14 protein-coding genes are annotated in these 11,293 nt (G+C 58.9%); 11 read left to right on the top strand and 3 right to left on the bottom strand.

Translation table 11 applies throughout. From position 1 onward, the window contains the following. The 3 genes from QZ213_RS16895 to QZ213_RS16885 all read left to right on the top strand — a co-directional run. Nucleotides 1-983 (top strand): DUF1214 domain-containing protein (locus tag QZ213_RS16895; RefSeq protein WP_291687229.1); only part of this gene is annotated, 983 nt, incomplete at its 5' end. A gap of 112 nt (nt 984-1,095) precedes the next feature. Continuing rightward, a complete protein-coding gene (locus QZ213_RS16890) occupies nt 1,096-1,452 on the top strand; it encodes a hypothetical protein (RefSeq protein WP_291687228.1) in 357 nt (118 codons plus the stop codon). Between the two features lie 400 nt (nt 1,453-1,852). After that, entirely contained in the window at nt 1,853-2,212 is a 360-nt protein-coding gene (locus tag QZ213_RS16885; protein ID WP_291687227.1) for an HdeA/HdeB family chaperone, read from the top strand. A 1,149-nt stretch (nt 2,213-3,361) separates the two neighbouring features. Here the strand turns inward: QZ213_RS16885 and QZ213_RS16880 are convergent. Genes QZ213_RS16880 through QZ213_RS16870 form a run of 3 tightly spaced genes read right to left on the bottom strand, consistent with a single transcriptional unit; the run spans nt 3,362 to nt 5,675 of the window. Next, entirely contained in the window at nt 3,362-4,717 is a 1,356-nt protein-coding gene (locus tag QZ213_RS16880; protein WP_291687226.1) for an ATP-binding protein, read from the bottom strand. Further along, nucleotides 4,714-5,379: a response regulator transcription factor gene (locus QZ213_RS16875; RefSeq protein WP_291687225.1), complete on the bottom strand. Its 666-nt coding sequence runs from the start codon at nt 5,377-5,379 to the stop codon at nt 4,714-4,716. The genes QZ213_RS16880 and QZ213_RS16875 overlap by 4 nt, the downstream gene beginning before the upstream one ends. Then, nucleotides 5,379-5,675 (bottom strand): PepSY domain-containing protein, encoded by a 297-nt coding sequence (locus QZ213_RS16870; RefSeq protein WP_291687224.1) that lies wholly within the window; start codon nt 5,673-5,675, stop codon nt 5,379-5,381. Before QZ213_RS16870 ends, QZ213_RS16875 begins: the two co-directional genes overlap by 1 nt. A gap of 91 nt (nt 5,676-5,766) precedes the next feature. On the opposite strand from QZ213_RS16870, the gene QZ213_RS16865 reads away from it, so the two are divergent. From QZ213_RS16865 to QZ213_RS16830, 8 genes are all read left to right on the top strand, one after another. Then, the gene (locus tag QZ213_RS16865; RefSeq protein WP_291687223.1) at nt 5,767-6,123 is read left to right on the top strand and encodes a hypothetical protein; all 357 of its coding nucleotides are present in this window, start codon (nt 5,767-5,769) and stop codon (nt 6,121-6,123) included. Between the two features lie 179 nt (nt 6,124-6,302). Then, nucleotides 6,303-6,881: a hypothetical protein gene (locus QZ213_RS16860; protein WP_291687222.1), complete on the top strand. Its 579-nt coding sequence runs from the start codon at nt 6,303-6,305 to the stop codon at nt 6,879-6,881. Between the two features lie 248 nt (nt 6,882-7,129). Further along, a complete protein-coding gene (locus QZ213_RS16855) occupies nt 7,130-7,405 on the top strand; it encodes a PepSY domain-containing protein (RefSeq protein WP_291687230.1) in 276 nt (91 codons plus the stop codon). Between the two features lie 10 nt (nt 7,406-7,415). Beyond that, the gene (locus QZ213_RS16850) at nt 7,416-7,979 is read left to right on the top strand and encodes a cytochrome b/b6 domain-containing protein (RefSeq protein ID WP_291687221.1); all 564 of its coding nucleotides are present in this window, start codon (nt 7,416-7,418) and stop codon (nt 7,977-7,979) included. Between the two features lie 201 nt (nt 7,980-8,180). Continuing rightward, a complete protein-coding gene (locus QZ213_RS16845) occupies nt 8,181-8,876 on the top strand; it encodes a VIT family protein (RefSeq protein ID WP_291687220.1) in 696 nt (231 codons plus the stop codon). 240 nt (nt 8,877-9,116) lie between these two features. Beyond that, the gene (locus QZ213_RS16840; protein ID WP_291687219.1) at nt 9,117-10,118 is read left to right on the top strand and encodes an AI-2E family transporter; all 1,002 of its coding nucleotides are present in this window, start codon (nt 9,117-9,119) and stop codon (nt 10,116-10,118) included. 6 nt (nt 10,119-10,124) lie between these two features. Next, entirely contained in the window at nt 10,125-10,502 is a 378-nt protein-coding gene (locus tag QZ213_RS16835; protein WP_291687218.1) for an MgtC/SapB family protein, read from the top strand. 50 nt (nt 10,503-10,552) lie between these two features. Beyond that, nucleotides 10,553-11,293 (top strand): DUF4010 domain-containing protein (locus tag QZ213_RS16830; RefSeq protein ID WP_291687217.1); only part of this gene is annotated, 741 nt, incomplete at its 3' end.

Raw genomic sequence — 11,293 nt, 5'->3', positions numbered from 1 at the left:
CTTCGCCTGGCAATTTTCTGATCGCTGGACCAGATTGGAAAGGAACGGCACCGGCGGGCATCAAGGAAACGTTCCGCTCATCGACGCGCTATGCGTGGGCGCTTGGCCAGACGCAGGCGAACGGGCCTGATGATTTCGCGGCGGTCAATGCGATCCAGGCCGATTACAAGCTGACACCGCTGAGTGCATGGGGCAAGCCCTACACGCCTCCAACCAATGTGCCCGTTAACAGCAAGGTCGATGTCAAGATCACGCCGCCCGACCAGGTGGCGCAAATGGATGCCGGGACATTCTTCAACCGTCTCGCGATGGCTATGAAGGACAATCCTCCCTATGCGGAGGATACACGGGCACTTACACGATTGAAGAGGCTAGGCATCGAGCCGGGCAAGCCGTTCGACATCGGCAAGGTTGATCGTGGTATCGCCGCGGGACTGAACAAGGCCGTGAAGGAAGTTCAGATCAAGATGGCCGAAGAGGTCACCAAACTGAAAAACGTCAACGGTTGGATCAACATGCTCAATATCGGCCGTTTTGGCACTGACTACAATACCCGAGCCGGCATCGCCTATATGGGTCTCGGCGCGGATATGCGCGAAGACACGGTGTACCCCACGGCCTACCTGGACTCCGACGGTCAGCTGTTCGACAGCGCCAACAAATACGTAATGCGGTTCGAGAAAGATCAGCTCCCGCCAACCAATGGCACCTGGTCGGTGTCGCAATACAAGGGCAATTTCTACGAGCGGAACATTCTCAATCGCTACGCCATCGCCCCATGGATGCCGCTCAAGTTCAACTCCGACGGATCGTTGGACATTTACTTGCAGGCGACCTCGCCCGGCAAAGACAAGGAGCCGAATTGGCTGCCGACGCCACTCGGTCAATTCAACCTTACACTCCGCAATTACTTCCCGAAGGAGGCTGCTTACGATGGCAGCTACAAGGTTCCCCCGGTCAAGAAGGTGCGTGACGCAACCTGATCCGGTCGGAGCTACGGCAGGCCTGAGCGTTAGGCGCGGGGCGCCCGAACTCTGGCTTTGGAAAGCGCTGTTCCGCTGTCGATTATTGGGCATTGCCTTGAGGTAAGACACCATGAAATGGGTCACAACTGCTGTAGCCGTTGAAATCGCTGCCACCGGCCTGATCCTGGTCATCAGCCCGCTTCTATTTGGACGCCTGGTTTTCGGAGACGAATTGTCCGAACCGGGCCAGGCGCTCGGCCGACTCGGAGGCATTGCCCTGCTGGGTCTTGCATTAACGTCTTGGCCGGACGCCTCTACGAGACCTGTCGCTCGGGCGATGCTCGCCTACAATCTACTCGCAACCGTTTATCTTGGTTATCTGGGAATCATCGGGAAGTTAGTGGGTGTACTGCTATGGCCCGCTGTTGTCCTGCACTTGATTTTCGCGGCTCTGCTAGCTGCTGAGCGCTCGGCTGCACGAGCCTAAGGATCACGGTCATGTACAAACCGCTTGGGTCAATACTGCTGGCAGCCCTTGCTGTTGTTTTCAGCCCCTCAGTGCGGGCGCAACGGGCAAAAGCAACGCTGGTCGAAAGCGAACTCCGCGATCGATGCTCGCGGCGTAGGTTTTTGACCAGCGTCTTACTGTCGCCGGCGGTCATCCTTCACATCATACTGACTGTACTCTTCACTCGTGACTTTGCGCGACGCGAGTTGCGCTAACTTGACTTACGAAGCTGTGACGCTTTCGGTACAGGTTTAATCCGACTGTCTGCCACCTGGCACGCTACAACCGCTTTAGGCAGATATATTGAAAGAGTTGAAAATTGAGTGGCTCTAAGCGGAAGAAAATGTCCCCAAATCCAAAGCAGATGAGGAAAAATGGTATGCGCAAGTTTCTAATTTCGACCGCGATCGGAATCGCGTTGATCATGGCAGGCTCACCAGCTAAAGCTCAAGTTGATCTCAGCGCTTACGCTGATGCCGAAGGGTTCCTCGACGTTCAGGCACTGACTTGCGCGCAACTTGCCAACACATGGCAAGGCGACGCCGATAGGCTCACCGCGTGGTACAGCGGTTGGTACAATGGGCTCGCAAAAAAGCACTACATGGACATAAGAAAAGGCAAGGAAGCCGAACATGAAGTGATTGTGTACTGCAAGGCAAACCCCGAGATAAAAATCATTCAAGCCATGGAGATCGTATTCAAAAGCATGAGAGAACGACTCGGTATCAAAGTCCAGTAAGTGAGCGAGTGCGATCTTTGGCGCGAGAGCGGGAGTGTCACTATACTGCGGATCAGACCGGAACGGAGCGTCGCTTTCGCCAATCGATGGCAAGGGTATCTCCGTTCCGTGGGCAATCGCAGCTAGCGCAGTTGCGGATGAATAAAGGCTGTAGTCAATGACGAACTGCTACGTCACTCCAAACTCTCAATGTTTTTCGATCTAAAGGGGCTATCCATGAAATATAGCAAGCGGCTATTTGCCATCGTCTCCGTATTCTTCGCAGCGCTTCTGTCATTGTGTCCGGGAACACTCAATGCGCGCGACGCCGATCTCGCCTCTTTCACCTTCGCGGCAGCTCAGACCGCTAAACAGCAATGCATCAATATCTGTCGAGCGCGATATCGCGACTGCCTGTCCATGAAGCAAATCCCATCCTTCGAGTGTCGGGGCGTTTACCAGGATTGCAAGCGTTACACTTGTGATGCTGTGCGGGGGTGACCGACGCGCTCACCCGCGCCGACGAGGTGATCGAAACGTTCTGCCGATGGTGCCGGTGCGAGAGTCCGCTGATGGCGGATACTGTTGCAAAAGTCAGATTTGCGATCCGAAGCCGGGGATGGAGACGCCGGAGGCCCAATTGTGCCGTGAGTGGGAGCTCGTCTACGCGGCGCTTCGAAATGATGCGTCGGTAACTGCCGAGAGTGAAATGAAAGGTTTTCTAGCTCGTAAAATATCCGGGAGATGGGTCGCTGCCATCAGATAGATCACGGTAAAGCCAACTGAGAGCTAGAAAAGCGGGCATCTTGATTTCAGTTCCGCCAAGGTTCGTGCTGCATAGCTTCCGAGTGAACGACCGCTCCTGGCGCAAAGCTGCCGTTCGCAGCCAAAACAGTGGGAAAGGTTTGGGCTGTTCGGGTGGTTTTTTCGCGTCTGCTCGGGGAACCGGCGACACGTTCGACGGATTCACCACCGGACGGGGTACAAGATGCTGACGAGAGAACGGCTGAGTTTTCGGTCGGCGGACAGATGTACGATCTGTCTTTTTGCTGAAGGAAGGCGCAATCCACAAATGCGAACAACACAGAGGGGCGAAGGATTGGACCAATCCTCACGCTAGGGAGGAGGCGCTCCGGTTCGCCCGCGCGGAACCGCGCGCTGGACGGTGGCTCATACGGTGTCGGCTGGTGGCGCGATCGTGACCTTCAGTCCGCCGAGGTCTGACTTGGCCAAGTCTAGTCGCCAGCCATAGGCATTGAGAACGTCCTGGACGATGGCCAGCCCGAGGCCGGCGCCTTCGCCTCGCTCGTCGAGGCGAATCCCGCGCTCGAGCACACGCGGCCATTGGGCGGGCGGGATTCCCGGGCCGTCATCCTCGATGACGACCGATGCTGCGGAATCGGTGCTGATGCGGACACGCTGTGTGGCATGACGCGCGGCATTTTCAAGTAAATTGCCCAGCACCTCGGCAAGGTCGGTGCGGTCGAGCGACACCTGCACGTCGTCGGCAATGTGCTGTTCGAAGGTCACGCGAACGCCGAAAGACGTTCGCGACAGCGTGGCAACGAGCGAGCGCACGAGCGGTGCCAGCATCGTGGAATGGCTGTCCCGGTGCCTGACGGCGCTGCGCACCCGGGCCCGCGCCAGTTCGCGGTCGACGTGGCGGCTCATGGCGTCGCCGACCGCCTCGATGTCCTGCGCGAGGATCGTTTCGCCACGGTCGCGCAGGCGGGCGGCATCGGCTGCGAGCGCCGCCAGCGGCGTTTTGAGCCCGTGGGCGAGATCGGCTGCCCGGCTGCGCGAACGCTCGATCTCACGCTCTTGGGCGTCAAGCAGAGCGTTGACCTCCTCCACCAGCGGGCGGACCTCGGCCGGCACTCCGGCCGGCAGATGATCACGGCGCCCGGATCGGATATCGGCAACACCACGACGAAGAGCGTCGAGGGGACGCAGGCCGAGCGCAACCTGGATCGAGGTCGCGATCGCCAGCACCAGACCCAGCAGGGCGAGCGCGATGGCGAGATCCCTGGCGAAAGCGGCAGTGGCGGTCGCGACGCGGGCAAGATCAGCGGCGACGACGAGCCGTACCGGCACACGCCGGTCACCGACGGTCAGAAGGACTTTCCTCTCGGCGATCAGCACATGGCTATCGGCGGGACCGATCACCTCGTGATGGTGGGTCTCGCCGGGTGCCGGTTCGTCGACAGGCGGCGACAGTTTGGTGTCCCATATCGAGCGCGAACGCAGCAACTGGCCACGATCATCCTCCACCTGCCAGTAAAGCCCCGACAATGGATCGGCGTAGCGCGGATCGGCCGGTGGCCGCATCATGACCAGATTACCATCCTGATCGACGTCGACGCCGGCGAGCAATTGTTTGAGGTGCACGTCGAGATCGTCGGCCATGGTTCGGGTGAGGTGGCGCTCGAACAGCAGAATCAAGCCGGCGCCGGCAATCGTCAGCGCCAGCAGGATTGCGATGATCCCGCCGGTGACAAGCCGCAGCCGGAGCGATCCCAGTCTCATGCAGGCGTCTCCGGCACGAGGTAGCCGAAGCCGCGCCGGGTCTCGATCAGATCAGGTCCCAATTTCTTACGCACCCGGCCGATCAACACTTCCAGTGCATTGGAATCGTGATCTTCGCCGTGGCCATATACGTTTTCGTCGAGCTCGTGCTGCGACACCACACGGCCGCGGTGGCGCAGCAGGTAAGCGACGAGGCGATATTCCAGCGGTGACATCGCGATCGGAACGCCGCGCACGCTCACTCTCATCTGTCGTTCGTCCAGCGTGATCTCGCCGGAGGACACCACTGACGATGCATGGCCGGCGGAGCGGCGGACGATCGAGCGCAGCCGCGCCAATAATTCCTCGATGCGGAACGGCTTCGGCAGGTAATCGTCGGCGCCAGCGTCGATTCCGTCGACACGCTCGGCCCAGCTCGCGCGCGCGGTCAGGATCAGCACCGGCATTTGACGGCCGTTCGCGCGCCAGCGCTTCAGTACCGCAAGTCCATCCATGCCCGGCAGCCCGAGATCGAGGATGACGGCGCCATAATCCTCGGTGTCGCCGCGGAACCACGCTTCTTCGCCGTCGCGCACGGTCTCGACCACGTAGCCCGCAGCTTCGAGTGCCCGCACAACGTCGGATGCGATCCGCCGGTCGTCCTCGACAAGAAGAACACGCATCACTTCTCCTTGATACGTTCGATTTCGCCGCTGCGGGCGTCGACATAGACTTCGAACAGCCGCCCCTGGCTGTCGACGATGCGGAATTCGTAGAGCCAGCGACTTCCCTCGTGTTCGATCTCGACACCGGCGACCTCGCCGGGGAGCTTGCCGCGCAAGGTGCTCAGAATGTCCGTCAGGGAATGGATCTCGCCGTTCTCGACCGCGCGGCGGACCTCGTCGCGGCGCAGTTCGTCCTGATCGCGTGCGTCCGCCGCGCGCGGCGCCCCCACCAGAGTGGCTCCCGCGAGCACCATTGCTAATATTACCGTTTGACCCGAGCGCATGGACTTTGACACCATATTCCTCGACGCAAGCTTGCCCGAAACGACCTGACACCTTGCTGACATGGATCAACAGGCGTCCGTCATCGCCTGGCGTGCATTTTCGCCTGCGCCCTGGCTGAATACCCGGCCGGCACGGAACAGTGGAGAATGGACAATGCGAAAGACTATCGTTTTCGGGACGCTCGCGGCGCTTTTCAGCTTCGCGGCGTTGGCCCAGGCCAGCGATCGGTCGCCGGCGAAAACGGGCGAGGGTACCCAGGTCACCCGCGTGGCGGCTAATGACAGCGAGAGCAGGCACGAGCGCGACAAGAACGCCGAGCGGTCGCGCGAGCGCCATGACGGTTCCGGCGATAAGCGGCATGAAGTGCGCGAAGACCATGAAGAAGACGAGACTGCAGCGCACCGGGATCGTCGCTGACCCGGCCATCGCGAGGGGAGCCGGCGGCGATGCCGCCGGCTCCGGCCGTTTCGGGGCTGCAAGGCTTGCTGACAAAACGCTGACATCGATCAACAGGCGACCGTCAGCGCCGCTCTGGCACGCTCCCGTCATCGTCCGCCGCACGGAGCGGCAGGACTTTCAGCAGGGGAGACCAGAAAATGGCTAACATTTCATCGTTCAAGACGGTCGCCGGGGCGTTCGGTATCGCGGCCCTGGCATCGATTCTGACGGCGGCGCCGATGGCTGCAGGCAATGCGGCCGACCAATCGGCACTGCTGGTTCCTCAATCCATTGCCTATGAGCACGAGCAGATCATCAAGGAGCTGACGAGCTTCGCGAAGCGCGAGGTGGCCCATGCCGCTGCAGTACAAAAGGCATTGATCGTCATCAAAGCCCACTACGCAAAGGAAGAAGCATTTGTGCTGCCCCCACTCGCGCTGCTTCCAAACATTGCCAAAGGTGCGATTTCGAAAGACATGACTTTGAAGGGTATGGAGCCTGCCATCGAAATGGCGGATCGTACCAAAGCGACACTCCCGGAATTGCAGAATGAGCACCTGCAGATTACTTCGCTAATGAACGATTTGATCGAGGCTGGCAAAGCTGATCACGACGAGGAGCTAACGCAGCTTGCCACCCGGGTCGCAATTCAGAGCCTTAACGATTTTGAAATAACGCAACCGACGGCGGTTCTAATCGGCGACTATCTGCGGCTGCGGCTCGGAAAGGGCGGCTGACCAAAGACGACGACCAAGGATTGGATCGCGAAAGGAGCCGGCGGCCATGCTGCCGGCTTCAGTGTTATCCGGGCCATCGGGATTGCTGACAAAACGCTGACATCGACCAACAGGCTGCCGTCAACGCGGCTCGGGCACAGTCCCGTCATCGTCCCCCGCTCGTGCGGCGGGACTTCCAGCACAGGAGACCAGAAATGGCTAAGATTTCATCCTTCAAGATGGCTGCCGGGATATTCGGCATGGCGGCTTTGGTTAAGATTTCGGTCTTCGCAATCGCCTTGGCAATGCTCGGCGTTGCGAGTTCTGCGCAAGCGGGCAGCCTCGGCAAGCAGTGTACCGCTGCTCCAAACAACCAGTGGCTATCTGTCGAGGCCCTGCAGAGCAAGGTCGAAGCGCTCGGCTACAAGGTGCAGAAGGCGGAGCTCAAGAACGCCTGCGGCGAGCTGTATGCGCTGGATAAGAACGGCAACCGGGTCGAGCTGTTCGTCGATCCGACCAACGGCCAGATCGCTGACCAGCGCTGAGGGCGACGCTATGAATACTTCTGAGAATGCGATAGGAGCCGGTGGCGCTACGCTGCTGGAAGCGATCAAAGTCTGGGATCCGTTCGTGCGGGTGTTTCACTGGTCGCTGGCGGCGCTGTTTCTGGCGGCGTACGTGACTGGCGATGACGCCGGGCAGATGCACATCGCCGCCGGCTACGCCATCGCCGGGCTGATTGCGTTGCGCATCGTCTGGGGCTTCGTCGGTCCGCGCCACGCGCGGTTCAGCAACTTCGTCCGGTCGCCGCGGGAGGTCCTCACCTATCTGCGCGACGTGATCATGTTCAGGGCGCCACGGTATCTTGGCCATAATCCGGCGGGCGGTGTTATGATCATCGCCCTTCTTGTCTTGCTCCTCGGAACCGGTCTCACGGGTTACCTGATGACTACCGACGTATTCTGGGGCGCGAAGTGGGTCGAAGAGGTCCATGAAGCGTTGGCCAATTTGACCGTGGGGCTCATCGTCTTCCACGTTGTCGGAGTTCTCATCTCCAGCCTCAAAGATGGAGAGAACCTGGTGAAATCAATGATTACAGGTTGGAAACGGCATACTTGATCTTCAAGGTCGCCGATGATGGCGAGATAGCGTTTCATGATCAGCCCGCGATTGTCAGTTACTTTCGCGGTCGATCGCCGAGAACGAAGCAGCGGGAGACTGTCGAATCGTGTTGATTTAGATCAACCTGCGAGAGGCCGTTTTGACCAAGGTGCGCCAACGTCGTCGATACGTTTTATGTAAGTGCTTGGAGTTATCAATATGCACCCTCTTCATCGTGAAGCGCATCTGATTGAGCGCATCGGCTGGCTGCGTGCTGCTGTGCTCGGCGCGAACGACGGCATCATTTCCACTGCCAGCCTTGTCGTTGGTGTTGCGGCGGCATCGACTTCACCTAATGAGGTCATTGTTGCAGGAGTGGCCGGTTTAGTAGCCGGTGCAACAGCAATGGCCGCAGGCGAGTATGTTTCGGTAAGCTCGCAGGCCGATACCGAAGCTGCCGATCTGGCGAAAGAACGGCGTGAGCTTGCTGAACAGCCTGATGCAGAGCTTCATGAACTGACAAATATCTACGTCGAACGTGGGCTCGATATCTCGCTGGCTCGCCAAGTCGCGGAAGCACTTACAGCGAAGGATGCATTTGCCACACACGCACGGGACGAACTGGGTCTATCAGCGCATGTGGTGGCGCGCCCCATTCAGGCGGCATTAACGTCGGCAGTTACCTTCGCGTTCGGTGCCGCCATCCCCCTGGTAATCGCGATAGCGTCGCCGTTAGCCCGAATTCCATGGGTTGTGTCGGCCGGCTCACTGGTCGCGCTTGCTATCCTAGGGGCTGCTGGGGCGCAGACCGGTGGAGCAGGCATATTGAGGCCGATGTTGCGGGTTACCTTTTGGGGAGCGATTGCGATGGGTACTACCGCTGCCATCGGACGCCTTGTAGGGCACTCCCTCTAAACGAACGCAAAAAACTGTCGAATGGGGCTATTGGAGCCTGTGGTCAACATAGCTCACCGACATCGATTCGCATTAAACGACCCTCTCTGCTTGACGCACCTCAAGGCCGGCCTCGCAGCGCGCACTATCGTGAGCATTTGTTGCGGCGAGATCACATGTCGAATAGCAGCCAAAAGGCCCCAGCACGCATTGTCGATTTGAGCGAGCCGCCCGGTTGGCTTTTCGTTCGAAAGTTGCTTTTTGATCGTAGGCATCGCAGCTTCCGCGTTGGCCTTGTGGCGCCTTTCCGACGTGCTGCTGTTGGCTTTTGGTTCGATCCTATTGGCGCTGGTACTGCGCGGTCTTGCAGGTATCATTAGCGGCCGAACAAAAATATCCGAAGGCCTGGCTGTTGCCGCGGTGGTTGTCGCCATGACGTCAGCATTTGTTGCGTTCACCTGGTTATTCGGTTCTCAGATTGCGACGCAATTCGAACTGCTTTCGCAAGACCTTCCTCAGGGCTTCTCCCAGATTGTGCGCGATCTGCGAGCGACACAATGGGGTACCTGGATGTTTCTCCGCGCCCAGGAAGTAAACCTTACAAGTGCGACGAGCCAAGTCACGGGTTATGTGACGGCGGTCTTTGGTTCCATCGTCCGCACGGCGGGTTACCTTGCTGTACTTTTGTTTGCCTCGATCTATCTTGCAGCGCAGCCCGACAGGTATCTTCAAGGTCTCCTGCGACTGGCGCCACAGAAACGGCGCCAGCGGATTGCTGAGATATTTGGCCTAACAGGTCGAACCCTTCAGCGATGGCTGGTTGGACAGTCAATTACGATGGCCATTGTCGGAACGCTGACCGGGTTAGGTCTATGGGGACTTGGCGTGCCGGCGCCGCTTGCGCTCGGATTGTTGGCTGGCCTATTTGCCTTCATTCCATATGTAGGTCCGATCCTTTCCTCTGTGCCGGGAATTCTGATGGCGGCAACCCATCGACCGTTTTCAGCATTCTACGCGGCGCTGCTATACGCCGGAGTACATTTCGTGGAGGGAAATCTGATAACACCCATCATCCAGGCCGAAATCGTCGAACTGCCGCCAATTCTCACCCTTTTCGCAACTCTGGTGTTCGGACTTCTGTTGGGGCCGATTGGTGTTCTTTTGGCAGCACCTCTCGCCGTGGTCATTCTCGTCATCGTCAACACGTTCTATCTGGAGGACACGCTTGGCGAGAAGCGCAGTTGGCCAGCCACGCGAGATTGATATCGAATGCCCCTCATCGACCCCATTATCCTGAACTTGGCTGTCGCACTTGGGATCGGCTTGTTGATCGGCTCCGAGCGGGAACGCCGTAAGGGCTCCGGGCCATCCCGTTCGCCCGCCGGAATAAGAACGTTCGCAGTTACTTCACTTGCCGGAGCCATCAGCTTTTTGGCTGGCGGTCAAACGTTGCTTTCGATAGCGACTTCAGGCGTCATTGTTCTGGTCGCCGTCGCTTATTGGCGCGGGCATGAAGAAGATCCTGGGCTTACGACCGAGGTCGCGTTGACGGTAGCCGTTTTGCTCGGTGGGCTTTCGCCGCCAAATCTCGGCTTCATCAGTTTGTCGGGTCCATTCTCACAGAGGATGAACTACAGGACGCTCTGATTTTTGCAGGAGCAACGCTCGTCGTTCTACCTCTCGTCCCCGATCGTCCGATGGGTCCCTATGGCGCATTAAATCCGCACTCGATTTGGGTGATAGTCATACTGATTATGGCAATTAGCGCGGCTGGGTATATCGCAGTCCGCCTACTTGGTGCCCGGTTTGGGCTTCCGATCGCTGGGCTCGCGTCGGGTTTCATTTCGAGTACCGCCACCATCGCCGCGATGGGCGCACGCGCAGCGAAGGCGAATGAAGTGCTTGCGTCCGCCGTCGCGGGTGCCGTGCTGTCAACGATAGCAACGATCGTGCAGATGGCCCTCGTTCTGGCAACAACAAGCATGACGTCCCTTCTAGCCCTGGCTATTCCGCTAGTATGCGCTGGGTTGGCTGCAACCTTCTACGGCGCTGCGTTTACCGTTCTGGCTCTGCGGCAGAGGGCGGAAGCCGAAGTGCAAAGCTCTCATGCGTTCAGCCTCTCGACGGCATTCGTGTTTGCATTGACCCTTTCCATCATTCTCGTCGTTTGCGCGGCACTTCGGGACCAATTCGGCGAAAACGGCGTTATCTTCGCCGCGGCCATCGCTGGTTTCGCCGATACACATTCAGCCGCTATCTCCGTTGCATCGCTCGTTGCATCCGGAAAGCTCACTCCGCCTGACGCTGTCTTGCCAATTCTGGCCGGGCTTTCGACCAACACCATCAGCAAGATCGTGCTCGCCGCTTCCAGCGGCGGACTTTCGTTCGCTCTTCGCGTGATCCCGGGATTAATCATGGTCGCCTTCGCCGCATGGGTG

This window comes from Bradyrhizobium sp. (assembly GCF_017881085.1).
In the GTDB taxonomy this organism is placed as follows: Bacteria; Pseudomonadota; Alphaproteobacteria; order Rhizobiales; family Xanthobacteraceae; genus Bradyrhizobium.
This window is presented reverse-complemented; position numbering and strand designations above follow the sequence as displayed.

Excerpts from the sequence above, each read along its gene's own strand:
- QZ213_RS16890 (WP_291687228.1), top strand. The coding sequence starts at position 1,096 with ATGAAATGGGTCACAACTGCTGTAGCCGTTGAAATCGCTGCCACCGGC.
- QZ213_RS16885 (WP_291687227.1), top strand. The coding sequence starts at position 1,853 with ATGCGCAAGTTTCTAATTTCGACCGCGATCGGAATCGCGTTGATCATG.
- QZ213_RS16880 (WP_291687226.1), bottom strand. The coding sequence starts at position 4,717 with ATGAGACTGGGATCGCTCCGGCTGCGGCTTGTCACCGGCGGGATCATC.
- QZ213_RS16875 (WP_291687225.1), bottom strand. The coding sequence starts at position 5,379 with ATGCGTGTTCTTCTTGTCGAGGACGACCGGCGGATCGCATCCGACGTT.
- QZ213_RS16870 (WP_291687224.1), bottom strand. The coding sequence starts at position 5,675 with ATGGTGCTCGCGGGAGCCACTCTGGTGGGGGCGCCGCGCGCGGCGGAC.
- QZ213_RS16865 (WP_291687223.1), top strand. The coding sequence starts at position 5,767 with ATGGATCAACAGGCGTCCGTCATCGCCTGGCGTGCATTTTCGCCTGCG.
- QZ213_RS16860 (WP_291687222.1), top strand. The coding sequence starts at position 6,303 with ATGGCTAACATTTCATCGTTCAAGACGGTCGCCGGGGCGTTCGGTATC.
- QZ213_RS16850 (WP_291687221.1), top strand. The coding sequence starts at position 7,416 with ATGAATACTTCTGAGAATGCGATAGGAGCCGGTGGCGCTACGCTGCTG.
- QZ213_RS16845 (WP_291687220.1), top strand. The coding sequence starts at position 8,181 with ATGCACCCTCTTCATCGTGAAGCGCATCTGATTGAGCGCATCGGCTGG.
- QZ213_RS16835 (WP_291687218.1), top strand. The coding sequence starts at position 10,125 with ATGCCCCTCATCGACCCCATTATCCTGAACTTGGCTGTCGCACTTGGG.